We start from the raw sequence: 22,552 nt of genomic DNA, 5'->3' as shown, positions 1-22,552 counted from the left end.
TTACCGTTTTTGTTCCCAACGCCAAAGAAATATCATCAGAGCAACTACTCCTACTTGCAAAGCCAAGTTAGGCAAAGCACTATCAACATTTCGTCCAGCAAGTAATTGGAAAAAGAAGACAAATGCACCAATTGAACCAGAAGCAGCACAACCCAGATAGATAAATTGTCGCAAGCCGCGATAGGGAGTTGCCATTTCTGCTTTTAGCTGGGCATATTGTTCAGGAGTAAGACGAGTTTTAGGATTTGGTTCGACCATGAGTAAATAATGCTATAATCGTTAGCCGTGTGCGCCGATGTGGCTCAGTGGTAGAGCACTCGATTCGTAATCGAGCGGTCGCGGGTTCAAATCCCGCCATCGGCTTTGTAAGATTGTTGCATAAAAATTTCTAGAAGCGATCGCCTAAATCACTAATTAGCGATTACATCCTCTCAATAAATGCGATCGCCCAAATAATAAAATGACTTATTATTTTGATTCTAAGGTACAAAATATGCGATCGCATCCTCTATGCCCCATGCCCTATGCTCGAAAAACGTCAGACTGTTTATTTATCTAATCTTTTGCTAATTGTTGTCACTGTTTTTTTGTCCATATTACTGTGGCAATTGCGTAGCTTATTTGTAACTTTTATGATTGCGGTAGTATTAGCAGCGGCGATTGCGCCTATCGTTAACGCTGCTGAAAGATTGCGCTTGCCCCGTTGGCTAGGCGTAATTGTAGTATACATTAGCCTGATTGCTGGATTAATTGGAGCAGGTTTGATCATCGGTCCATCTGTTTCTGAGCAAATTCAGCGATTAGGTAGTAGATTACCAATTTATTTAGAGAACTTGCGAACAGGGACTGAAAATTTAGCTCTACGAATGGGAGTTACTCAGATAGAAACAATAGAACAGTTCTTTGATATTCAAGCATTGACCAATTGGTTATTTCGTTCTAGTCAACAGTTACTTGTGCGCTCTTTTGGCTTGACTCGTGGCATTTTAGGTAGCGTAGTTAATCTGATTTTGGCTTTAGTCATTTCCGGCTACATGGTCGGTGGTAGCAAAAATTTAGTTCAAGGATTTGTAAAACTGTTTCCTAAACCCTGGGACGAACGCCTTGCAGCTCAAGTTGTACCCATTTCTCGACGGATGGGTGGTTACGTTCAAGGTCGAGTTTTAGTTTCGGCTATTTTAGGTTCTGTCATCACCTTAAGTTTGAGTTTTTTAGGATTGTCAGAGTTTGCCTTAGCACTGGGCGTAATTGCTGGATTTACAAATTTAATTCCCTTTGTTGGGCCAATATTAGGTGCAGTTCCAGCTTTGATTGTGGCTATTCCTCAAGGGGGATTGACTTTTCTTTGGGTACTGCTGTTATTTGTGATTATTCAAAATCTAGAAAGTTATGTTCTTGACCCATTACTGGTAGGTTCTTCAGTGCGAGTTCATCCGTTATATCAACTTTTAGCTGTGCTAGGAGGAACACAAGTTTTAGGTATTATCGGTGCAGTGATTGTCCCGCCTTGGGTTGCCGGTGTAGCTGTAGTTTTAGAAAATCTTTATTTGCGTCCCAAACTCTTAGCTGAAGAGAAAGTTACTACTTACGAATTGCCAAAAACCTCAGATAATCAACAATTATCAAAATCAGATGAAAAGGAACAGGTCTACTAAATAACCTAGAACCTCTCGGCAACTTATGCCCAATGCCCAATGCCCAATGCCCAATGCCCCATACCCCATGCCCCATGCCCCATTTATTAAATTATGTGGTCTGAACTGAAAAAAGCGATCGCTACTTTTAAAATTCCTGCTGATTGGATTGGTATTAGAGCCGTCAAAGAAAACGTTACTACTCGTTATGTTCGAGACGGCTTACCCCAAGCCAACGGTAAAACCTCTACCACTGGAGCAATGTTAGAAGTTATGGTTAATGGCTGTCTGGGTTATGCAGCCACTAATTCTTTAGAATTACCATCTTTACAAATCGCAGCCCAAACAGCCTATAAACAAGCTCTAGCAGCCAGTGAATGGTGGATATATCCCTTTGGTGAAAGTGAACGCCCTCAAGTCATCGGTGAATATAACTCTCCATTATTAGAACCATTGGATGCTCTCAGCCCTAGAGATATCAACGATTTACTAGTTCGCGTATGCAAGACGCTGAAAGTTAACGATAAAATTGTCCAAACCACCGCCAGCGCTAATACTATCGAGCGAGAAACTTGGTTTGTCAGCAGCAACGGCTCAGAAGTCTATCAAAATATTATTTCTTTAGGAACCCATTACGGAGTTATTGCCCAAGATGCGGGAATTGTGCAGCAACGCACTAATAATGGTTGGCAAGCCAACTGTTACCAAGGTGGATGGGAACTTTTACAACTAGAGAATTTATGGCATCGGGTACAGCAAATTGGCGAACAAGCAATAGAATTATTGACCGCCCAAGAATGCCCAACCACACGCACCAAACTAGTTTTAGCCCCAGACCAAATGATGCTGCAAATCCATGAAAGTGTCGGTCATCCTTTAGAGATTGACCGCATTTTAGGAGATGAGCGCAACTACGCCGGTGGCAGCTTTGTCAATAAAACTGATTTTGGCAAACTAGTATATGGTTCGCCATTAATGAACATTACCTTTGATCCGACTGTATCTGGTGAATTTGCCAGCTATGCTTTTGATGATACGGGCGCTGTCGCTACAAAAGAATATGTGATTAAAGAAGGCGTACTTCAGCGGGGTTTAGGTAGCCTAGAAAGTCAAGCCAGAGCAGATGTACCAGGGGTAGCTTGCGCCCGTGCTTGCTCATGGAATCGTCCTGCAATAGACCGCATGGCTAACTTAAATCTAGAGCCAGGAAACGCCAGTTTTACAGAAATAATTGCCGACATAGAACACGGCGTTTATATGGAGTCTAATCGATCTTGGTCAATTGACGATCGCCGTTACAAATTTCAGTTTGGTTGTGAGTATGCCAAATTAATCGAAAACGGCAAACTTACTAAAACCCTCCGTAATCCCAATTATCGAGCTACAACCCCAGAATTTTGGCACAGCCTAATTCAAGTCGGTGATGCCTCCAACTGGCAAATGTACGGCACTCCTTACTGTGGCAAAGGTGAACCAAATCAGGCTATTTGTGTAGGGCATGGTTCACCTGTTTGTGTATTTGCTGATGTCGAAGTTTTTGGCGGAGGCGGTTGAAAACTACAAGATCCCCGACTTTTCTAAAAAGTCGGGGATCTTAGCCTCTAATATACCACTCTAGCCCCTAACCCCTAATTCCTAGTCCCTTTTCCTTACTGGAGTGTGTTGCACACAACCAAGAAGCGCTATGAACATGAAAATTGATGAATTATCAGCTTTAGAAGCCAGTTTTAATCAACTTATTGAAACTTTACTGCTGAAAAAAACAGCAAGCGAACAATTCACAATAAAACTAAGCAGTGAACGCAGCCAATTTACTCGTTTTAATCATGCCAAAGTGCGACAAACTGGTTGTGTTGCCGATGGTTGGATTGAACTGAATTTGATGGAAGATCAACGCAGCAGTTTTCGGCAATTTCCTTTCACTGGAAACTGGAACTTGGATTGGCAAGTAGCATACAAAGCTTTGCAAGAATTGCGTGGTGAACTTTCACTTTTACCAGTTGATCCCTATTTAGTTGTACCATCAGGAACTCTAATTAGTCGGGAAATACATTTGGGTAAATTGTTAGCACCAGAAGCAGTAGTTCCAACAGTATTAGAATTAGTCACAAATTTAGATTTTACTGGTATATATGCTGGAGGTTCAGTAATTAAAGCTTACGCTGATTCTAGTGGACAAAAACATTGGTTTGCGACAGATTCTTTTACTTTAGATTATTCTTTATTTACAACATCAGGACAAGCTGTTAAAGGTACTTTTGCCGGAATTAATTGGGACGAACACGCCTATATAGCCCAAATCAATCAAGCAAAAGAACAACTAGCACTACTTTCTCGAACTACTCAAGAATTGCCACGAGGACAATATAAAACTTATTTTGCACCTGCTGCTGTTGCTAATTTATTAATGATGCTTTCTTGGGCGGCTGTGGGCGAAGCAGATATCCAACAAGGAAATAGTGCATTGGCTGCTTTAGCACGTCAAGAAAAACAACTTTCTTCAGCATTTAGTTTAAAAGAAAACTTTCAACGAGGATTAGTGCCGCGATTTAATGAATTAGGAGAAATGGCAGCACCAGAGTTATCTGTCATAGAACAAGGCATATTAGTAAATACTTTGGTAAACTCTCGCACTGCTAAAGAATATGAAAAAATTGCTAACGGCGCTAACGGTGCAGAAACTTTACGTGCGCCGGAGGTGAGTCCAGGAAATTTAGCACCTGAGCAGATTATGAGTGAGTTAGATACAGGATTATATGTATCAAATTTGCATTATTTAAATTGGAGCGATCGCCCGACTGGTAGAATTACAGGTATGACCCGTTATGCGTGTTTTTGGGTAGAAAACAGCGAAATAGTTGCTCCCATCGAAAACTTACGCTTTGATGAAAGCCTTTATCGCTTCTGGGGAGAAAATCTCATCGATTTGACAACTTTTCAAGAATTTATCCCCGAAGTTGGAACTTATGAAGGTCGCCACCTTGGAGGTAGTCTAGTTCCTGGTATGTTGGTGAATGATTTCACTTACACCTTATAGTTAGGTGCTAAATTGCGTCAAAGCGTGTATTGCTCATTTTGGGAGTGATACCATTTCGCGAAATATTTGAAACAGATGATTGGTCTTTAATTCTTTACCCCTGGTTACTGAGCGCAGCCGAAGGGCGCAGCGTCTTTGACAGGAGAAGAGCGTAGTCGAAGTAGTCAAAGTATGCCCCCTAGCTCCCCTGTTCCCCTGCCCCTCTGCCCCCTGCTGTCTGCTTCCTTATCCTCATTTTCTCTTTGGTGAGCGCTGTGACATGGTGTCTTGTCGCAGTTGTTGCCGTCCATTTGTAATAATTCGTAACATATCTTCGAGATCTCGTTCGATGTTTTCGAGAACACTATCAGCGTATTCGTCAGCCCCATTTTCAATTTCTTGAGCCTGGGCGATCGCAGTTTTTCGCATTTCTTCTAACTCTTGTTGGCAAGCACGCCGCTTAAGATCAACTTCGGTGAGGGTTTCTTGCATCATCGCCTCACATTCTTGTTGCACCTGTTGCCGCAGTTGCTCAGCTTCCCGTTCTGCCTGTCGGATAATATCACTTTCAGCTAAAATTTGCGCTCTTTTTGCTTGGGCTGCATCAACAATTTGCTGCCCATACTCTTCTGCTTCTAGTAATACTTCTTGTTTTTGTTCCATCACCATTGCAGCTTCTTGAAAGACTGAAGGCAAAGAAAGCCTGATAAAATCAAGCTGTTCTAAAAGTCTTTCTTCGTCTATGAGTGTGCGTCCCGTTAATGGAATCCGCAGACCATACAAAATCAACTCCTCAAGACGATTGAGTTCCTGCTGAATATCTAAGCTTCCAGATCCGTTGGGATACTCTTGAGGGGGGGGGTAGCTTCCGTTGTGATTGGGTTCTCCGTTGGAGAGTTGTGATTGTAGCATTTGTATATATCTAGGGCAACGTGTGGGGGAACAAGATGATCGACAGAACCACCAAACCTTGCAATCTCTTTTACCACACTACTACTTAAAAAACTATACTCATTTGATGTTGCTAGAAAAACTGTTTCTATTTGGGTGGAAATAGTTTTATTAGTATGAGCCATTTGTAGCTCTACTTCAAAATCGGAAATTGCCCGTAAACCCCGCAATAAAACTCCTGCTTGTCGCTTTTGGGCGTAGTTAACGGTAAGACCGTTAAAGCTATCTACCTCTATATTGGGCAGATGTCGCGCAGCTAGGCGAATTTGTTCAATGCGTTGTTGTACAGTAAATAATGGTATTTTATTGGGGTTCCGCAACACAGCAACGATTACCTGCTCAAATAGCCGACTACCACGCTGGATGATGTCAAGATGTCCTAAGGTGATCGGGTCAAAGCTACCAGGATAAATAGCAATCACAGTATTTAGATCCATCAAAGCTGTTTGGGTAATTATATCTAAACACTGTTGAATCCTGGCGAACCAATATTTTTACTTAAGAAATAAAAACTTTATCCCTTTCTTTGTGGGTAGAGTTTTGTCAGTGGTCAGTGGTCAATGGTCAGTGGTCAGTTGTCAGTGGTCAGTGGTCAGTGGTCAGTACAATTTTTGAAGAAGATGTTTTTCAGACCATTCCTAAGGAAATAAGGTATGGGACTCATATTTGATTTTTGAAAAAATTCAGTACACTTCAAAGAGCTTTATTTCCTGTTCCCTGTTCTCTGTTCCCCGTTCCCCGTCCACGCAAGTAATTTCACCAAATCAAACTGGATTTTTATATTAAACCAGATCAAAAACAACTAACAACTGACTTCAGCATTGAGAGACTGAGATATCGGGATAATTAACCACAATACCCTTTTCTGTAAATGCTGCGATCGCAATAGGAACATCACTTTGAATTGACGCTGCATCGGTGTAAGCTGCCAAAATCGACTTTGGGGAACCGCTGAAGGTATAGTTCAGTCCTCGTGCCAATGCTATTAGAACTTCTAAGCGAGACAAGCTTTGAGTTGCTTTGAATGTATCAGGACTTACGCAACAATAACGTATTTCCGTCATTGCGACCGAAGGGAAGCAATCGCAAAGCCTTGATTTTCGTTGCGAGTGCGTAAGTCCTATGTATTACCTAAACTTGTTATGAAAACCCTATTACAAAATAACTGTCATCACAATGATACTTCAGAGTTTATATTGAGTTAAAACGAGCGCGGCAGGGTTCGAACCTGCGACCAACGGATTAGAAATCCGTGGCTCTATCCACTGAGCTACGCGCCCAAACAAAATTACTGGCTCTTAAAAGAGTCATCTATACAATTATATCGTTCTTCTTTAGCAAGAAGCAATCTAAAAATTGCAGATTTTTTGTTTGCGAGGCTAAAATCTAAGTCGCTGTTGAGTCGATTTATACTAAAAATGCAGCAAATGGGCTATTCATTAGCTATATTGTTTGGTCAATAGGTGGTGTTAGTGTAGATGCCCTTTGGGCGGCTTACTATAGGGTAGCTAAAGAGCGATCGCAAAGCTGACCCTAATATCACGCTAGGTAATCGCACTCTTGGCGATGCTACCAAATCGGATTATAGATCGCATATCCACAAAGCCCCTGTGAGGAGTTATTTGCTAGTGCCATGTTTATTCTGAAACGGCAGGATGTTGAGATATCAAGTATTCAGCACCCAAAACGGGATCAGCAAGTGCCGATCCTCCATTATCAGGGGCAAACCTTTCGCTTGATTAGCTTGTTTAAAGCTAGCCAAGAAGAAGAAGCTAGAGCCTTGTGGAGAGAGTTAACTGATAATCGGGGCAAGGCCTGTGTTCTATTAGAAGAAGCAGATCGTTTTAGTGTCTGGGGTAAAGTCCGTTTAGACCAGCTAGGTAATGATACAGGCGGTCATAGCAAAATAGGGATTTTTATCCAAGCCAGTATTTTGCTGCTACAAGCTGTTGATATGGAAATTGAAGAATTTTTAGGGACTAAGCAAGCATCATTATTTCAAAAAGATATTGCAGAAGTATTGAAAAAACAGCAATTTCCGGAAGTATCCACTCCAGAAGCAGTTAAACAGTTAGTAACTACTAACCCGCTAGAGGCTGCCAAACTACCTGCTTGGCAAGAAAATCATGTGACGATTTTCTTACAAGAACTACATAAATTAGGCAAAACATATTTTGGTAATGCTAACTTTGCCCATCAAGTCGTTGATAGATTACAAGATATGCCAGAAGCAGAGCGATCGCTGTTTATCAGTTGGCTAAATCAATCTTCACTGAGTAAACTGTGGCAATAGCATGGAAAGTGTTGGAAAACTGCGGCTAATGGCATTTGCTTTTGGCGTTCAATTGTGCATCATTGGACAGATAAACCGCTACCGACACAGTCCTGCACACCAAAAAACTGCCAAAGTGCATTTACCTAGTCAATTCCTATGAGTAGTTCATACAAAGATTCCTATCGTTTAAAATCCCTTTTCACCAATCAAAATATCCTCTTGGCTAGTATCGGCTGGGCTGTCCTGGCGCTGTTATACTTTTTATTATTTAGTGCCAAAGTTCCAGGCGCAGATGGTGTAGAAAGCCGTGCCGAGTGGTATGTAATTGGGACAAATATTTTTGAAGCTTTCGCTTACCTGGGTGCTGGTATTTTATGCTTGAGGAACTGGCGCAGCCCACAAATCGTCAGTAGCCGGAATGTTTGGCTGGCAATTGCTATAGGTATGCTGTCTTATTTCCTGGGAGGGATATTTTTCGGATATACCGAAATCATTTTAAACGAAGAACCAGATGTGTCTATTGGCGATGTATTTTTTGTACTGACTTATTTATCACTTGGCGCAGGCATGATTTTAGCTGTGGCATCCAGACGAATCAATCTCGAAAAGTGGCAATGGCTAATAGTTTTAGCAATTGGACTGTTCGGTAGTTTGTTGGCATGGTGGATTTCTATGCAACAGGCAACATCTACAGAACTACTAGCAACTATTTTGAATTGGTTTTACGTAGTTAGCGATGTATTTTTGCTGATTATTGCTACCACACTCCTACTCGCCTTCTGGGGGGGACGAGTCGCTCAGTCTTGGCGAATGATTGCAGCGGCCGCGTTTTCGCTCTACATTGCAGATATGTGGTTTAAATATGCCCAAGGGCCCAATTATCAAAGTGGAGAGATACTAGAAGTGTTTTGGGTATTTAGTGGAGTTTTATTTGGCATGGGCGCTGTTCTAGAACATGACGCATCATTAAGCCGAAATCGGAGGGAGCGTGGACGCAAACGAGCTTAGAAAATTTTGGTATCTACTGTGAGAAAATTAACAGATCCTGACAAGCAAGAAATCCTAAAGTTATATCGAGAAACTGCTGAAACAACCTCAACTTTAGCAGAACGCTATGACGTGAGTAACTCCACAATTAGCCGTCTGCTCAAAAGCACCTTACCAGAAGATGAGTACGAATATCTCGTTTCTTTAAAACGTGCTGCTAGAACTCCTGAAGGCAGGGCGCAGGTAAACTATGAGCAGTTACCTTTACTAAGTCAACCAGAGCCAGAAAAGGAACTTCCCAGTCGCGAAAACCAACGCTTGAAGTTACCAGATATTGAGTCACCAAAGACAGTAGTAGAGGCAAAAACTTACCCCGAAGAAGATGAGGATGAGGATTTAACCTCTGATAGTAGACGAGTGCGACGGCGCTCCTCGGCGATGGAAAAACCAAAGCTGAGGTCCGCCAAGCGATTAGAAACTGTAGAAGAAAAGCCGCCGGAAATAGCCAGCATTCCCAGCCCTATACCAGCGGATGAACGACCAGAAGCAACCGTCATTGCCCAAATGCTGGGTGAAGATTTGCTAGATGAGTCGGAAGATTTAGACGATTTAGAAGAGGACGATTTAGACGATTTAGAAGAAGACGATTATGAAGATGATGATGATTATTTTGAGGGGTCAAGACCTTTAGTTACCAGACGAAGGTTGGGTGAAATACCAGTTCAAGTCCTGCCATTGTCAGCAGCCCCTTTACCCAAGACTTGCTATTTGGTAATTGACCGCGCCTCCGAATTGATTACTCGACCACTCAAAGATTTTGGCGACTTAGGACAAATTCCTAGCCTGGAAACACAGCAAAGAACTTTGCCAGTGTTTGATAATCACCGAGTGGCAAAGCGCTTTTCTACCAAGCGCGATCGCGTCATTAAAGTCCCTGATAGTAAACTGTTACACAAGGCTAGTATTCACTTACAAGCCAAAGGTATCACACGACTTTTAATTGATGGTCAGGTTTACTCTCTGTCTCTGGTCTAAGACTGGGCATGGGGAAAAAGGGTAAAGGGAAAGGGGTAAGGGGGAAAGGGTTTACTTCTTCATCCTTTACCCTTTAACCTTTTCCCAAGGTTGTTCATCCTCTGCTCCCTAGTCCCTAATCCCTAATACAGTTTGGCGGAAATAAACCGTCCACTTTAAATGTCTGAAACCTTCGCAAAAAGGTAATTACGAATTACGAATTACGAATTACGAATTATAAACAGCCGCTGCAAAACGCATTGCCAAGTTAATGATGTCATTTTTACGGGCGATTTGATTGATCCATTCTTGGGGAATATTTTCCACACCGTAATAAATTCCGGCTAATCCACCAGTAACCGCAGCCGTAGTATCCGCATCACCGCCTAAGTTGACAGCCTTCAATACAGTCTCTGAGTAGGATGAGCTATTTAATAAGCACCATAAAGACGCTTCCAAAGTATCAATCACATAGCCGCCAGAATTAATTTCTTCAATTGGCACTTGGGCAATTTCACCACCCAAGACTCTGCCAAAATGGGGCTTCTCTAAGATATGTTCACGAGCAGAATAGATTTTTTGGATATTTTCTAAGCCTTGTAAATAAGCTGTTTGAGGATTAGCCCCTTTTAATAGCTCTACTGCAATAGTAATGTAAATGCCGCAGGCCATCTGCGATCGCAAATGAGCATGAGTAATTGCCGAAACATCATGCACCCGCGAAATTAATTCGCTAAAAGTTAAGGTCTGATGACAGTACGCCATCGGCAAGATTCTCATCAAGGAACCATTGCCATTACTGTTTTCTACCTTGCCGCCGGCTTGGTGGGGTAAAACTCCCTGTTTGAGGCGCATAATTGCCGCATGGGTTGTTTGACCAATATCAAACAAGTCGCCACGGGGAGTCCAGTAAGCCGCTTTGTACCAACGCCAGAAGGAATTAGCTATGGCATCTAGGGAATAACCTCTACAAAGGCTTTCTGCCAAGCAAAACGTTAAAGAACTATCATCAGACCAAGTTCCCGGCGGTTGATTCCATGTGCCATAACCCTGCATCTTTGTCACCGGGGATTTAACTCGTTCAGCACGGCTAGTAAACTCTACTGGTACACCCAACGCATCACCGACACATAAACCCATCAAACCAGATAATGTTTTTGCAGCGGTTAGCATTATTCAATCTCCATGAAAATTGCTAAAATTTAACTTTATATATTTCTTGTAGAGCTTGTTGCCATAACTGTTACAGCCGACTGTTTCGTCTTATTTAAAAAGCTAGGTAAGTGCTAGTGAATCGGGTGTTTTATCTGCCTGGTAGTAGTTGAAATTAATTAGAGCTTTGTGCCGGTTTAAAGAAAAGGAGACGATTGAGCAATGGATAAAGTAGCTCTCTACAGGCAATACATTCAACAACTAATCCAAGCAAAAGCTGATCGCTCGATGAAATCGTCACAGAATGTTGAGGCTCAACCTATTTTTGATACGGAGCGCGATCGCTATCAATTAGTGTATGTGGGTTGGAAGCAAAACGATATCAGGGATTATGGATGTTTGCTACATTTGGATATTAAGAATGGCAAGATTTGGATTCAATATGATGCCACGGAAGATGGTATTGCTTATGAGTTATTAAAATTAGGTGTACCACATCAAGATATAGTTTTGGGTTTTCAACCTCCTAGGGTGTGTTCTGATACAGAGTTTGCTGTAAGTTAGTTAAATGTTCTAGTGCCGTAATTTATTAGCGATCGCTCAACTTCCTCAACGCAACCCATTATGTTACAAACAATTCAAGGAATATACAGGAACGGCAAAATCGAATTAGCTGAAGTCCCGCAAGACATTACTGAAAGCCAAGTTTTTGTCACTTTTTTAACTTCTAAATCAGTCAGTTCAGATAGTCAGCGGATGTCTTTTGGTATGTTTTCAGGTTCTCAAAAATCCACTGAGTCTGATTTCAAAGATGCTGAGTTTTATGGTGATGCTGACGAAGCTCGAAGTTAGACATAAATCTATAAAAAAATACTGCAAAAGGTAACAATTATTTAGTAATTATTTTGCTTTGCGATCGCTAGTTCAATTTTCATCAAATCAAAGGCGGGTATCATTTCAACCTATGCGATCGCCTCTGGAGTGAGAAAAGTCTATTTACCAGAGGGAAGCTTTAGTTCTATGCCTACTTTGTTCGCTATTTCCAGAACATTGTTTGTGAAATCTGTCATACCTGCGATCGGGGCAGCGACTACAGTAGCAGCAGTTAGTAAAGCTAGTAGACGCTTTTTGAGTTTGGGTAAATTGCGTTCTTGTTCTGGCTTTTGAATTTCTACTTCTACATCATCAATATCAATAATCATGTCGTCGCGGATGTCTGGCGGGAATTGGGCTACAGTTTGGCGCATGGTGCTGATGATTTGCATTATTTCTGCTACGCTTGCGCCGCTTGTTTGATTAAGGTTGTTTACTGTGGCTTGGGCTTGGTTTTGAGCAACAATTCCAATAGTTGCCTTTTGGAAGTCATTTTGGATTTTATCACCTGCAACGTTATCGCCTTTGCCGAATTGATTGATGGTGTTAGACATAGTTTTTAGGGGTTTGTAATAGAGTTTAAGAAGCTGATGGGCTGGTAAGGCTTGCGTGGCATAGGTTTGACCGTCCTCATCGCTAAATTCTACTTCGTATACTTCAGGGGCGAGGACTTCGACAATAGTTCCCACTTGACCTGCAAGGAGGTTATGTTCAAATAAGGGAGTTTTAAGAGCAACAATATCTAATAAATTGAGTTTGTTTGAAGTTGCAAGCATGGGCATTACCTCAAAATATAGTAACTAACGAGGCGCTGTTTTATTGCCTTTTACATTATCGCCTGCAAAGTTATCGCCTTCTCCATGTTGGTTAATGGTTTTAGAACGGCGATCGCTAACATTGACATTAACTGTAATAGGTGAGTCATCTACATCAATAAATTGATCGCCTTTTGACTTTCTTTGACGTGTTCCAATGTCTTCATAGCCATCTAAAAGTTGACGCAAATCGAGTTTTAATTTTAGTTTACCGATGATGATTTTGCTTTCGCCCATCGATTCAAGTCCGAGAAGTTCTTGGTAATCGAGGGGTGGATGTTTGGGATAGCCAGGGACGGGAACCCATTCGGTGATTTCGAGATTGGGAAGACTTTTGTGGATTTTTTGGAAGACATCGCGGAGGATGCCGAGAAATAAGCGCCGGGTTTCTTTGCGTCCGCTAATAGTGATGAAAATTTTTTTGTCTTCGGGATCGGCTTTGATGCGAGCGATGTTGTAGATTTCGTTGTTTTCTTGATAGGCAAGCATTACGCCACTGCGCCAATAGATTTGGTTATGAATTTTCTCATGGGTGATGACGATGAAGCGGGAAATGATGCTTTTGGGAAGAACTTTGTAATGGTATTGAAATTCGAGGGTTTCGCCGTGAAGTTCTGTTTCGCCTGGTTGGTCTTTGGGTAGAAGTCCCGCAATCAGGAATTGTGGTGGCTGACATTCTAGTGCAAAGCAAAGCTCAAATTCTTTCATCAGCCCGATTAGATAGCCGTGACGCTTGATGGGATAGCGATTTGGATTGAGGATGCGGGTGAAATCGGCGGGGGTGAAGATGCCTTTGGTTTTAGTTTTGAGGCTTTCATCGCTTAGAAGGGCATAAATGCCTTCTGTAACCCAGTTGGGTTTGAGGACATTAGTATCTTTGAGGATGGGATGCTCGCGGAAGTTGAGAACTAAGCCGAGTCGGTGCAGCAAGTCTATGAGTTGCTCTTGGTTTTGTTCTTCAGGAATCTTGTTTTCGTGGCAGATGCCGATATAGCGGTTGTAGCTGATGAAGTCTTGAGGCATGGATTCGAGTTTTTGTTTAACATCAAACCATGTCAGCGGTAGAAGGTCGTAGACTTCTTTGAGGTTGGCGATTTGCTGCAAAATGGCGGTGCGAAGTTCATCAATGCCGGTATTATCTTGGCAGGAAGTTTCGATAATCGCTTGAATATTGGGATATTTCTCGCGTAACGCTTTGCGGTTGATGTCGAGGGGTTGTTCGTCTTTTTTGTTGCCAACAATAATCACGGGGGATTGTCCGCCAAAGCTTTCGATTAGTTTCAGCCAATATTCAATGCGGTTTTCTTCTTCGCTGGTGCGACAATTACAAACGAGGAGATAGAGGCTGCGCTTAGTCAGAAAAAACTGATGGGTGGCATGATAAATTTCCTGTCCGCCAAAGTCCCAAACATTCAGGCGGATGTCTTTGCTATTGACCTGCACGTTCCAAGTTTCTACATTCAGTCCATCGGTTTGGGATTGATTTTTATCGTATTTATTGCGGATTAGTCGCTCGATGAGGGATGTTTTGCCGACGCTACCTTGTCCGATGAGCAAGAGTTTGGCTTCGTGTAATGGTCGAGTTTCATTTGTGCGAATTTGCCTCAAGTAATTCAAAATCTCTTTTACATTTTTTGAATTAAGAATTTCTAATGGAATTTGAGTAATTTGGTTTTTATGGAGGCGAAGCGTTGTCAGATTGGTTAATTTAGCTATCACCTCTGGAATTTGGGTAATTTGGTTGCCGCTGAGGTCAAGTGTTGTCAGATTGGTTAATTTAGCTATCGCCTCTGGAATCTGGGTAATTTGGTTGCCGCTGAGGTCAAGTGTTGTCAGATTGGTTAATTTAGCTATCGCCTCTGGAATCTGGGTAATTTGGTTGCCGCTGAGGTCAAGTGTTGTCAGATTGATTAATTTAGCTATCGCCTCTGGAATCTGGGTAATTTGGTTACCACTGAGGTAAAGCGTTGTTAGATTGGTTAACTTAGCTATCGCTTCTGGAACCTGGGCAATTTGGTTGTTATAGAGGGAAAGCTGCCTAAGATTGGTTAATTTAGCTATCGCCTCGGGAATCTGGGTAATTTGGTTGTAACTGAGATCGAGTGTTCTCAGATTAGTTAATTTAGCTATTGCCTCTGGAATCTGGATAATTTGGTTGTTATAAAGGGAAAGCTGCCTAAGATTGGTTAATTTAGCTATCGCCTCTGGAATTTGGGTAATTTGGTTGTTACGGAGGTTAAGCTGCCTGAGATTGGTTAATTTAGCTATCGCCTTTGGAATCTGGGTAATTTGGTTGTTACGGAGGTTAAGCTGCTTCAGCTTACCAATCTCCACAGGTAACTCAGTCAACACATGCCCCGACAGGTCTAACTCTTGCCAACCCTCAGCTGCCGCGCGATTTATCAGTTGCAACAACTCATCCTGCGTCATACATAATTCCAAGGAAAAGGGTAAAAGGAAAGAAGATTGATGAAGATGATTTTAACTGATTAGGGAAAAATACTAGACCATTACTTGTTGGCGATACCTGCGGCAGGCTACACCAACGCGCCTTGAGATTTTGTGGTTAGCGATCGCACCTTGAGATGATGGGAAAAGGCGATCGCAAAACATATAAGTCGGTTTTAGTATTGGCGATCGCTTATCCGAAATTGAGATTGGGCTTCAAAATAGTCGCTAGGATAATTACTATAAAATTTCATAGGATGAAATAAGCGAGAGAGATTTTGTTGTCATGAATAAGAGGACTCAATTGCTCGAAGTAATTGCAGCTTTACCAGAGGAATTAGTTGACCAAGCATTAAATTACGTGCAAATGTTGCAAAATCCGATTCAGATTACACCAAAAGTTTGCGGGGGACAAGCGCGAATTAGAAATACACGAATTCCCGTATGGACTTTGGTAGCATATCGTCAACAAGGTGCCCCGGATGAAGAATTATTGTCAAATTATCCTGGATTGACTGCGGAAGATTTAAGTGCAGCTTGGCATTACTACGAACAAAATCCTGAACAAATCGATCAAGAAATTGCTCACGATGATTTAGTTTAATGGCATTACAATTTTACTCTAATGAAAATTTTCCCATCGCAATGGTAAACTTACTCAGATTGGAGGGACACGATGTATTAACTTCCTACGAAGCAGGTCAAGCAAATCAAGGGATTCCTGACGATGTTGTTTTGCAGTATGCCACAGCGATAGGTCGCATTTCGATTACGGAAAATCGCCAAGATTTTATCGATCTACATCGCACTGCACCAAATTATGCTGGCATGATTATTTTTAAATACGATCGTGATTATTCTGGGAAAGTCAAGGCAATAATTGATTTTTTAGATGAGGATAGTCGAACCTTACAGAATCGTTTGTTGCGGGTTATGAAGCAAAATATAAAAGCAGTCGGACAGATTTTTTTCGTACAGGAGTATGGTAAAAGTTGATTGCGATCGCTCTTCAAAGAATGATTCAGATATACTAAAAACATAAACGTAGCCGATAAAATCTACTAAACCTTATGGATACCCATCAAGAAACCGAATATGTCTTGGGCAACTCACATCTCATGCAACAGATCAGTCAGTTCAAGCATAATTCCCAAAAATCACACCCTAACCAATCAATCCATTCGATTGATTTCGATTATATTCTCAACAATCCAGAACTGATTCCACAAATTCAATTACTAATCGAAACCCATAAACAGCAGCATCATGCGATCAATCGTATTTCATGAGGACACTCTGCAAACCTATGAATATTTAAGAGAAACTAATAAAACTATTCACAAACAATTGTTTAATATCATCAAAGAAATGCAAAAAGGAGATCCCACGCAAAGAACAGGAAAACCTGAAGCTTTGAAGTATGAATTAGCTGGATATTATTCAAGAAGACTATCTGATAAAGATCGATTAATCTATAGTTTTGATGAAGACAGCATATACATCATAGCGATTGGTGGGCATTATGAATAATAGACTGAATCGTAGTTGCGATCTCTAACATCAAAAAATATCTTCATATATATCTGCCATTGTCAGAGATAAATTGACCGAATTTAAAACCAATTTATCTTCACTTCCCAAAATTTCCTGTGTCCAATTCCCTAGCAAATCTTGACGATAAACTTCTACTTTGATCTCATCTTGCGAAACTAAAACATACTCCTGTAAACTACTAATAGTCTGATAATTAACCAACTTTTCGCGGCGATCGCTGACTTCTGTACTTGGTGACAACACCTCAAAAATCATGCAAGGAGAATTTACAAAATAATTATCTCTATCTTCATCACTACAAGTAACTACCACATCGACTTCTGTACTTGGTGACAACACCTCAAAAATTATGCAAGGAGAATTTACAAAATAATTATCTCTATCTTCATCACTACAAGTAACTACCACATCAGGATAATAAAATATCGTCTGATTTTGATTAGCAGCCTCCAACTTAACCTTCATATCCGACATGAAGACATCGCAAGCCCCGCCACGCAATTGAGAACGTAACCGACTGGCAATATTTAAGGTAATGATATTATGCGCCTTACTGCCCCCCGTCATCGCAAAAATTTGACCACCCAAGTACTCATGACGAAGTTCGCTTTTACTTTCTGCTGCTAAATATTCGGCAACCGAAAAAACGTGAATCGGCGATCGCATCACTTTAAATCTGGCTTATAGCTATCTCTGCAATTATACTACTTATAAAATTTAAGCAAAAACTCTCTAAAACCCTCTTAACTTTGTGTTCTATCCTGCGGGAAGCCGCTGACACGTCTATGCGTCCTTGGCGGTTTGTTTCGCGCATACCGCTAAAGCGGAACCCGAAGGGTAGGCGCAAAGGCACAAAATAAAATTCATCCCTTGATTCAGTGATGCCATAAATTCTAGAAATTATCTGGAACCTTTGTGTATGGTTTACGACTTTGAATATATAAGGCAAAGCCTACAACAAATTTCTAGATTATGAAACTAATACTCAAGTCTTTTGTGACAATCTCTGCATTGTCTTCCTTTGTGTTTGCTCCTTTTATTCTAAGTGCGGGACAAGCTGCTGCCGAAACACAAAAAGGTACTGATGCTAGTTATATTGGTGCTGGTGTAGCAGCCGGTGTTACTAATGGCGGAGCCAATAATGATGCTGCTAACTTTGGGGGAAATCTCACAGGTCGCGTCAAGTTAGGAAACACACCATTTTCGGCACGCGGTAACGTGCTTTGGAATGATAATACGAGTGTTATCATCCCAGAAGTTTCTGTAGACGTACCTATTGCTAATCGCACTAATGCTTTTATCACTGGTGGTTATTCTTTCTTAGATAAAGATGGTTCACCAAGCCCCATTGGTAACAAAGATGCTGTAGTGGTTGGTGCTGGTGTGGAATCAGAAGTTGCTAAAAACTTCCTCGTCTACACTAATGCCAAACTCGGAATTAGTGCTTATGAAAATAGCCCCGCTTCTGCTGTCAGCATTAATGGTGGCATCGGCTATCGCTTCAGATAGATTACTCAGTCCTTAGTCGCTTTATACTTGTTATTAAGCACTCATAACTACCACAAGCTGGTTTTGTTAAGTGTTACATCACGGACAAAGCCAGCTTTTGCCGTGTTAAAATTAAATTATTCCTCATATTTCCGACCGAATTACCGGGAATAACACAGCCGAAAACGTGCCTCGGCGTTTACCGATGCCTTATTGAGAATACTATATAACTCTAATGGTTAAATCTGCTCCTTCCCCAATAGCCAGCCGTAAGCCTTCTAAAGTAGAAGGCATTAAGGAAAAAAGTAACTTTTTACGTGAACCTGTCGCAACACAAATTCTTGAGGATACTACTCACTTTAATGAAGATGCGATACAACTTCTCAAGTTTCATGGTTCCTACCAGCAAGATAACCGTGACAATCGCGTAAAGGGGCAGGAGAAAGATTATCAATTTATGCTGCGGACAAAAAATCCGGCTGGGTTTGTACCACCGCAGTTGTACTTGGCTTTAGACAAGCTGGCCGATGAATATGGCAATCGCACATTACGAGTAACTACCCGCCAGGGTTTTCAGATGCACGGGATTTTAAAGAAAAATCTCAAATTAGCCATCGCTACTATTGTTAAGAATTTAGGTTCTACCTTGGGTGCTTGCGGCGACTTGAACCGCAACGTCATGGCACCACCAGCCCCCTTTAAAAATCGCCCAGAGTACCAGTATGCTTGGGAATATGCCCAAAATATAGCTGACTTGTTGTCACCGCAAACAGGGGCTTATTACGAAATTTGGCTCGATGGCGAAAAGGCAATTAGCGCCCAAGAAAGCCCAGAAGTGAAAGCAGCACGACAGCGTAATGGCACTGGCACAATTATTCATGACAGCGAAGAGCCGATTTATGGCACTCACTACATGCCCCGCAAGTTTAAAGTTTGCGTGACTGTACCAGGAGATAATTCGGTTGATTTGTATTCCCAAGATTTAACTTTGGTTGTAATGACCAACCAGCAAGGAGAACTTGAAGGTTTTAATGTTTTTGCAGGCGGCGGCTTAGGTCGAACACACAACAAAGAAGAAACCTTTGCTCGATTAGCAGACGAGATTTGCTACGTAGCCAAAGATGATGTCTACGATTTAGTCAAAGCAATTGTTGCTACCCAAAGAGATTATGGCGATCGCAGCGACCGTCGTCACGCTAGATTAAAATATTTAATCAACGATTGGGGTGTAGATAAGTTCCGCGCCAAGGTTGAAGAATATTTCGGCAAATCAGTTGCACCCTTCAAACCTCTGCCAGAATTTAAATATCAAGACTTCCTCGGTTGGCAAGAACAAGGCGATGGCAAGCTATTCTTAGGTATTTCAGTTGAGAATGGTCGAGTTAAAGATCAAGGCTCGTTTCAACTAAAAACTGCCTTGAGAGAAATTGTCGAACAATTGAACTTACCCATCCGCTTGACACCTCACCACAACGTCATTTTTTACGACATTGAACCGAATCAAAAACAAGTTGTTCAAGAGATTCTCAACCGTTGCGGTATTATTTCTGACCCTAATCAAATCGAGCCTTTAGTTAGATATGCGATGGCTTGTCCGGCTTTACCTACCTGCGGCTTGGCAATCACCGAATCAGAACGAGCAATACCGGGAATTTTAGAGCAAATCCGCGCTCTATTAGATAAAAATGGTTTACAAAATGAACATTTTGTGGTAAGGATGACAGGCTGCCCTAATGGTTGCGCCCGTCCTTACATGGCAGAGTTGGGTTTTGTAGGTAGCGCTCCCGAATCTTATCAAGTTTGGCTGGGGGGTTCACCAGCTCAAACGCGGTTAGCGCAACCTTACACAGAAAAGCTGCACCATAATGATTTAGAAAGCTTTTTAGAGCCAATTTTTGTTTATTTTAAGAAATCGCGGCAACCTGGAGAAAGCTTCGGTGATTTTTGCGATCGCGTTGGGTTTGATGCGATTCGTGAGTTTACAGCTACGTACGAGCCGGAAACAGCAGACATCGAGCCTAAAGCCAAAACCAGCCAATCTCCTAGTAGATCCCGACATCGGATTAGCCTCCACGATGAGATTTACGAAAAATTGAAAGCCGCCGCCACCAGCCAAGGGCAGCCGATGACTAATTTAGTTAACGAAGCTCTCAAAGAATATTTGCAGAAGCTACCTTAAGTCAGTTATCAGTTTTTTAGATCCCCGACTTCTTTGAGAAGTCGGGGATCTTGTTATTCAAATTGCTATAACTGTTAATGGTGTGAGGAGCGAAATAGATGACTATGTTCAGGATCATATAAACGCGATCGCCCTGTCACTGGCAATAGTGCTGGACTAATTACATAAAGTGTAGTACGAGTCAACTTTTCTGCATGAGTACAGTCTGCCATTTGCTTCAGGGGAACTACTTTGATTTTTTCATCTGGCCATCCTAAACGAAAACAAATTGCGATCAGAGTTTCGGCGGGGTAGTGTGCAAGTAACTTGGCTTGAGCATTTTCGACATGACGCGCACTCAGATAAAGACAGAGGCTAGCTTGATGTGCGGCGAGGGAGGCTAATTCTTCGTTGGCGGGGACTTCTGTACGTCCACTGATGCGCGTCAAAATGATGGTTTGGACTAAACCTGGGACAGTTAATTCTATTTTGAGTTTGGCTGCTGCGGCTTGAAAGGCGCTAATACCTGGGATGACTTCAAAAGGAATGTTTGCTTCTGCTAACAGGTGCATTTGCTCGTGGATAGCACTGTAGAGACTAGGATCACCAGAATGCAGACGAACTACAGATTTATGTTGCGATCGCACTCGTTCGATCATCAACGCTACAATTTCTTCTAAAGTCTTATCCGCAGTCCGAATAATTTCTGCATCTTGTTGACAAATCTGCAAAATTTGTTCGGGTACTAAGGAATCAGCACACAAAATTACATCTGCAAGAGCTAGCAACTTTTGTGCTTTAACTGTTAATAAGTCTGGATCTCCGGGACCTGCTCCTACAATATACACTATTGATTTTATGTACTTGAAATGATTTTGCATACAAGAATTTTTAGTGTAGTTACGTAATTATCAGCAGGTAAGAAATTCTCTAGAAATTTTTTTGGTATTTTCTCAGTGTCTTTCCGGATTTACCATCTATCCCTAGTAGAAAGTAATGGTAGATGCACCCTGGTTAAGCCCTAGAAAATATTCTGGGGCATTTTTTATTTTTTGGTCAGTTGTTAGTGGTCAGTGGTCAGCGATGCACTGAGCGTAGTCGAAGTGTTGTCAGTGGTCAGCGATGTACTGAGTTTCGACTGCGCGGTAATCGAGCGAAGTCGAGATTCAACTACCGCGTAGTCGAAGTGTTGTCAGTTGTGTTTTCTCCATATTTTCTTACTTTTCCTATTCCCGGTCACTGAGCGTCTTGCCTTGAGCGAAGTCGAAAGGAGCCGAAGTGCTGCTTTCTACTCTCCATCGCCTTTGGGAGAAACTACATCAGGTAAAGGGCGTTTACGTATGTAAAGCCAAAATAACCCAGCTAATCCCAAGGTAATGCCAATAAGACTGACGACTTGCGCTATTCGCAAAGGCCCCAACATTAAACTATCAGTACGCAGACCTTCGATCCATAAGCGCCCTAAACTGTAGGCTATCAAGTAAACCATAGATAGCGCCCCAACCCGCAGACGCAATCTGCCAGATAAACTCTGAAAAAACAAAGTCATTAGCAAAGTAAACACCATTAAATCCCACAGAGATTCGTAGAGAAATGTGGGATGGAAGTATTCAAAATTTGCTAACTCTGGAGGACGGCGTTGTGGTGGAATATATAGTTTCCAAGGTAAATTGGTAGGACTGCCAAAAGCTTCAGAGTTAAAAAAATTACCCCAACGCCCGATCGCTTGTCCTAAAATTAGTGAAGGAGCGACTAAATCAGCTAATTGCCAAAAAGAAACCTGCTTGAGTTTGGCAAAGATTAGGGCTGCTAAAGTCCCACCGAGAATTGCTCCATGAATTGCAATACCTCCTTGCCAGATGGCAATAATCCTCTCTGGGTATTGAGCATATTCTGACCACTGAAATAAAACGTAATAAATCCGGGCTGCGGGAATTGCCCCAATCACCAACCAAATTGACAAATCGCTCAACAAATCAGGATTAATATTACGGCGCTTTGCTAAATACTGAGAAAGGCTAACGCCGATTAATACAGCTGTAGCAATCAACAACCCATACCAGCGGATAGTTATTGGGCCTAGTTTCACCAGAATAGGGCCTGGAGAAGTAAACTGAAATGCCAAAGGCAAAGTGGAAATATCCAGTGCCATGCAAAAATACCTAGTTGATTAAATTATTAGGGGCT

At 41.8% G+C, this 22,552-nt stretch carries 24 protein-coding genes and 2 tRNA genes; 15 read left to right on the top strand and 11 right to left on the bottom strand.

Annotated features, from left to right (window positions below):
* Nucleotides 1-258 carry a DUF3493 domain-containing protein gene (locus tag QI031_RS13625; RefSeq protein ID WP_281485663.1) on the bottom strand — a complete coding sequence of 86 codons (258 nt, stop codon included), beginning with the start codon at nucleotides 256-258 and terminating at the stop codon, nucleotides 1-3.
* Nucleotides 259-291: 33 nt separating this feature from the next.
* Here QI031_RS13625 and QI031_RS13620 point away from each other — a divergent pair.
* The 4 genes from QI031_RS13620 (at nucleotide 292) to QI031_RS13605 (ending at nucleotide 4,671) form a co-directional block, all read left to right on the top strand.
* Nucleotides 292-363, top strand: a tRNA-Thr gene (locus QI031_RS13620).
* A gap of 110 nt (nucleotides 364-473) precedes the next feature.
* Entirely contained in the window at nucleotides 474-1,655 is a 1,182-nt protein-coding gene (locus QI031_RS13615) for an AI-2E family transporter (protein ID WP_281485662.1), read from the top strand.
* Between the two features lie 93 nt (nucleotides 1,656-1,748).
* Entirely contained in the window at nucleotides 1,749-3,188 is a 1,440-nt protein-coding gene (locus tag QI031_RS13610; protein WP_281485661.1) for a TldD/PmbA family protein, read from the top strand.
* A 136-nt stretch (nucleotides 3,189-3,324) separates the two neighbouring features.
* Complete coding sequence (locus tag QI031_RS13605; protein ID WP_281486019.1) at nucleotides 3,325-4,671, top strand: TldD/PmbA family protein; 1,347 nt, start codon at nucleotides 3,325-3,327, stop codon at nucleotides 4,669-4,671.
* A gap of 231 nt (nucleotides 4,672-4,902) precedes the next feature.
* Here the strand turns inward: QI031_RS13605 and QI031_RS13600 are convergent, their stop codons facing one another.
* The 4 genes from QI031_RS13600 to QI031_RS13585 all read right to left on the bottom strand — a co-directional run bounded on the left by QI031_RS13600 (nucleotide 4,903) and on the right by QI031_RS13585 (nucleotide 6,881).
* A complete protein-coding gene (locus tag QI031_RS13600) occupies nucleotides 4,903-5,562 on the bottom strand; it encodes a DivIVA domain-containing protein (RefSeq protein WP_281485660.1) in 660 nt (219 codons plus the stop codon).
* Complete coding sequence (coaD, locus tag QI031_RS13595; RefSeq protein ID WP_281486018.1) at nucleotides 5,472-6,023, bottom strand: pantetheine-phosphate adenylyltransferase; 552 nt, start codon at nucleotides 6,021-6,023, stop codon at nucleotides 5,472-5,474. Before coaD ends, QI031_RS13600 begins: the two co-directional genes overlap by 91 nt.
* Nucleotides 6,024-6,416: 393 nt before the next feature.
* A complete protein-coding gene (locus tag QI031_RS13590; protein WP_281485659.1) occupies nucleotides 6,417-6,665 on the bottom strand; it encodes a hypothetical protein in 249 nt (82 codons plus the stop codon).
* Nucleotides 6,666-6,808: 143 nt separating this feature from the next.
* Nucleotides 6,809-6,881 (bottom strand) — tRNA-Arg (locus QI031_RS13585).
* 353 nt (nucleotides 6,882-7,234) lie between these two features.
* Between QI031_RS13585 and QI031_RS13580 the strand changes: the two genes are divergently transcribed.
* The 3 genes from QI031_RS13580 to QI031_RS13570 all read left to right on the top strand — a co-directional run bounded on the left by QI031_RS13580 (nucleotide 7,235) and on the right by QI031_RS13570 (nucleotide 9,898).
* Complete coding sequence (locus QI031_RS13580; RefSeq protein ID WP_281485658.1) at nucleotides 7,235-7,894, top strand: Npun_F0813 family protein; 660 nt, start codon at nucleotides 7,235-7,237, stop codon at nucleotides 7,892-7,894.
* Nucleotides 7,895-8,032: 138 nt separating this feature from the next.
* Nucleotides 8,033-8,884, top strand: coding sequence for a hypothetical protein (locus QI031_RS13575; protein WP_281485657.1), 852 nt, complete (start codon nucleotides 8,033-8,035; stop codon nucleotides 8,882-8,884).
* Between the two features lie 18 nt (nucleotides 8,885-8,902).
* Nucleotides 8,903-9,898 carry a transposase gene (locus QI031_RS13570; protein ID WP_281485656.1) on the top strand — a complete coding sequence of 332 codons (996 nt, stop codon included), beginning with the start codon at nucleotides 8,903-8,905 and terminating at the stop codon, nucleotides 9,896-9,898.
* Between the two features lie 207 nt (nucleotides 9,899-10,105).
* Here the strand turns inward: QI031_RS13570 and QI031_RS13565 are convergent, their stop codons facing one another.
* Nucleotides 10,106-11,050 carry an ADP-ribosylglycohydrolase family protein gene (locus QI031_RS13565; RefSeq protein ID WP_281485655.1) on the bottom strand — a complete coding sequence of 315 codons (945 nt, stop codon included), beginning with the start codon at nucleotides 11,048-11,050 and terminating at the stop codon, nucleotides 10,106-10,108.
* A gap of 201 nt (nucleotides 11,051-11,251) precedes the next feature.
* Between QI031_RS13565 and QI031_RS13560 the strand changes: the two genes are divergently transcribed.
* A complete protein-coding gene (locus QI031_RS13560; protein ID WP_281485654.1) occupies nucleotides 11,252-11,593 on the top strand; it encodes a XisI protein in 342 nt (113 codons plus the stop codon).
* A gap of 60 nt (nucleotides 11,594-11,653) precedes the next feature.
* The gene (locus QI031_RS13555; protein ID WP_281485653.1) at nucleotides 11,654-11,881 is read left to right on the top strand and encodes a hypothetical protein; all 228 of its coding nucleotides are present in this window, start codon (nucleotides 11,654-11,656) and stop codon (nucleotides 11,879-11,881) included.
* A gap of 140 nt (nucleotides 11,882-12,021) precedes the next feature.
* On the opposite strand, the gene QI031_RS13550 is transcribed toward QI031_RS13555, so the two are convergent.
* Nucleotides 12,022-12,678 (bottom strand): DUF4926 domain-containing protein, encoded by a 657-nt coding sequence (locus QI031_RS13550; protein ID WP_281485652.1) that lies wholly within the window; start codon nucleotides 12,676-12,678, stop codon nucleotides 12,022-12,024.
* Nucleotides 12,679-12,702: 24 nt separating this feature from the next.
* The gene (locus QI031_RS13545) at nucleotides 12,703-15,147 is read right to left on the bottom strand and encodes a leucine-rich repeat domain-containing protein (RefSeq protein ID WP_281485651.1); all 2,445 of its coding nucleotides are present in this window, start codon (nucleotides 15,145-15,147) and stop codon (nucleotides 12,703-12,705) included.
* 304 nt (nucleotides 15,148-15,451) lie between these two features.
* Here QI031_RS13545 and QI031_RS13540 point away from each other — a divergent pair, with 304 nt between their 5' ends.
* The 4 genes from QI031_RS13540 to QI031_RS13525 all read left to right on the top strand — a co-directional run bounded on the left by QI031_RS13540 (nucleotide 15,452) and on the right by QI031_RS13525 (nucleotide 16,695).
* Complete coding sequence (locus QI031_RS13540; protein WP_281485650.1) at nucleotides 15,452-15,769, top strand: DUF433 domain-containing protein; 318 nt, start codon at nucleotides 15,452-15,454, stop codon at nucleotides 15,767-15,769.
* A complete protein-coding gene (locus QI031_RS13535) occupies nucleotides 15,769-16,161 on the top strand; it encodes a DUF5615 family PIN-like protein (RefSeq protein WP_281485649.1) in 393 nt (130 codons plus the stop codon). Before QI031_RS13540 ends, QI031_RS13535 begins: the two co-directional genes overlap by 1 nt.
* A 74-nt stretch (nucleotides 16,162-16,235) precedes the next feature.
* The gene (locus QI031_RS13530; protein ID WP_281485648.1) at nucleotides 16,236-16,454 is read left to right on the top strand and encodes a hypothetical protein; all 219 of its coding nucleotides are present in this window, start codon (nucleotides 16,236-16,238) and stop codon (nucleotides 16,452-16,454) included.
* A complete protein-coding gene (locus tag QI031_RS13525) occupies nucleotides 16,432-16,695 on the top strand; it encodes a Txe/YoeB family addiction module toxin (protein ID WP_281485647.1) in 264 nt (87 codons plus the stop codon). The genes QI031_RS13530 and QI031_RS13525 overlap by 23 nt, the downstream gene beginning before the upstream one ends.
* A gap of 30 nt (nucleotides 16,696-16,725) precedes the next feature.
* Here the strand turns inward: QI031_RS13525 and QI031_RS13520 are convergent, their stop codons facing one another.
* Complete coding sequence (locus QI031_RS13520; RefSeq protein WP_281485646.1) at nucleotides 16,726-17,385, bottom strand: Uma2 family endonuclease; 660 nt, start codon at nucleotides 17,383-17,385, stop codon at nucleotides 16,726-16,728.
* Nucleotides 17,386-17,691: 306 nt separating this feature from the next.
* Between QI031_RS13520 and QI031_RS13515 the strand changes: the two genes are divergently transcribed.
* On the top strand, nucleotides 17,692-18,228 hold the full coding sequence (locus tag QI031_RS13515) for a hypothetical protein (protein ID WP_281485645.1): 537 nt from the start codon (nucleotides 17,692-17,694) through the stop codon (nucleotides 18,226-18,228).
* A 214-nt stretch (nucleotides 18,229-18,442) separates the two neighbouring features.
* Nucleotides 18,443-20,386 (top strand): sulfite reductase, ferredoxin dependent, encoded by a 1,944-nt coding sequence (gene sir, locus QI031_RS13510; RefSeq protein WP_281485644.1) that lies wholly within the window; start codon nucleotides 18,443-18,445, stop codon nucleotides 20,384-20,386.
* 74 nt (nucleotides 20,387-20,460) lie between these two features.
* On the opposite strand, the gene cobM is transcribed toward sir, so the two are convergent.
* Both cobM and lgt read right to left on the bottom strand, forming a co-directional pair.
* Nucleotides 20,461-21,246, bottom strand: coding sequence for a precorrin-4 C(11)-methyltransferase (gene cobM / locus QI031_RS13505; protein ID WP_281485643.1), 786 nt, complete (start codon nucleotides 21,244-21,246; stop codon nucleotides 20,461-20,463).
* A gap of 407 nt (nucleotides 21,247-21,653) precedes the next feature.
* Nucleotides 21,654-22,517 carry a prolipoprotein diacylglyceryl transferase gene (gene lgt / locus QI031_RS13500; protein ID WP_281485642.1) on the bottom strand — a complete coding sequence of 288 codons (864 nt, stop codon included), beginning with the start codon at nucleotides 22,515-22,517 and terminating at the stop codon, nucleotides 21,654-21,656.
* Nucleotides 22,518-22,552 lie beyond the last annotated feature (35 nt).

Source organism: Halotia branconii CENA392 (assembly GCF_029953635.1).
Taxonomy (GTDB): Bacteria; Cyanobacteriota; Cyanobacteriia; order Cyanobacteriales; family Nostocaceae; genus Halotia; species Halotia branconii.
This window is presented reverse-complemented; position numbering and strand designations above follow the sequence as displayed.

What these genes read in the sequence shown, in the direction of transcription:
- QI031_RS13555 (WP_281485653.1), top strand. Translation starts at nt 11,654, where the DNA reads ATGTTACAAACAATTCAAGGAATATACAGGAACGGCAAAATCGAATTA.
- QI031_RS13625 (WP_281485663.1), bottom strand. Translation starts at nt 258, where the DNA reads ATGGTCGAACCAAATCCTAAAACTCGTCTTACTCCTGAACAATATGCC.
- QI031_RS13535 (WP_281485649.1), top strand. Translation starts at nt 15,769, where the DNA reads ATGGCATTACAATTTTACTCTAATGAAAATTTTCCCATCGCAATGGTA.
- QI031_RS13525 (WP_281485647.1), top strand. Translation starts at nt 16,432, where the DNA reads ATGCGATCAATCGTATTTCATGAGGACACTCTGCAAACCTATGAATAT.
- QI031_RS13575 (WP_281485657.1), top strand. Translation starts at nt 8,033, where the DNA reads ATGAGTAGTTCATACAAAGATTCCTATCGTTTAAAATCCCTTTTCACC.
- QI031_RS13580 (WP_281485658.1), top strand. Translation starts at nt 7,235, where the DNA reads ATGTTTATTCTGAAACGGCAGGATGTTGAGATATCAAGTATTCAGCAC.
- QI031_RS13540 (WP_281485650.1), top strand. Translation starts at nt 15,452, where the DNA reads ATGAATAAGAGGACTCAATTGCTCGAAGTAATTGCAGCTTTACCAGAG.
- cobM (WP_281485643.1), bottom strand. Translation starts at nt 21,246, where the DNA reads ATGCAAAATCATTTCAAGTACATAAAATCAATAGTGTATATTGTAGGA.
- sir (WP_281485644.1), top strand. Translation starts at nt 18,443, where the DNA reads ATGGTTAAATCTGCTCCTTCCCCAATAGCCAGCCGTAAGCCTTCTAAA.
- QI031_RS13560 (WP_281485654.1), top strand. Translation starts at nt 11,252, where the DNA reads ATGGATAAAGTAGCTCTCTACAGGCAATACATTCAACAACTAATCCAA.
- QI031_RS13550 (WP_281485652.1), bottom strand. Translation starts at nt 12,678, where the DNA reads ATGCTTGCAACTTCAAACAAACTCAATTTATTAGATATTGTTGCTCTT.
- QI031_RS13600 (WP_281485660.1), bottom strand. Translation starts at nt 5,562, where the DNA reads ATGCTACAATCACAACTCTCCAACGGAGAACCCAATCACAACGGAAGC.
- QI031_RS13530 (WP_281485648.1), top strand. Translation starts at nt 16,236, where the DNA reads ATGGATACCCATCAAGAAACCGAATATGTCTTGGGCAACTCACATCTC.
- QI031_RS13565 (WP_281485655.1), bottom strand. Translation starts at nt 11,050, where the DNA reads ATGCTAACCGCTGCAAAAACATTATCTGGTTTGATGGGTTTATGTGTC.
- QI031_RS13515 (WP_281485645.1), top strand. Translation starts at nt 17,692, where the DNA reads ATGAAACTAATACTCAAGTCTTTTGTGACAATCTCTGCATTGTCTTCC.
- QI031_RS13610 (WP_281485661.1), top strand. Translation starts at nt 1,749, where the DNA reads ATGTGGTCTGAACTGAAAAAAGCGATCGCTACTTTTAAAATTCCTGCT.
- QI031_RS13520 (WP_281485646.1), bottom strand. Translation starts at nt 17,385, where the DNA reads ATGCGATCGCCGATTCACGTTTTTTCGGTTGCCGAATATTTAGCAGCA.
- QI031_RS13605 (WP_281486019.1), top strand. Translation starts at nt 3,325, where the DNA reads ATGAAAATTGATGAATTATCAGCTTTAGAAGCCAGTTTTAATCAACTT.
- QI031_RS13590 (WP_281485659.1), bottom strand. Translation starts at nt 6,665, where the DNA reads ATGACGGAAATACGTTATTGTTGCGTAAGTCCTGATACATTCAAAGCA.
- QI031_RS13545 (WP_281485651.1), bottom strand. Translation starts at nt 15,147, where the DNA reads ATGACGCAGGATGAGTTGTTGCAACTGATAAATCGCGCGGCAGCTGAG.
- lgt (WP_281485642.1), bottom strand. Translation starts at nt 22,517, where the DNA reads ATGGCACTGGATATTTCCACTTTGCCTTTGGCATTTCAGTTTACTTCT.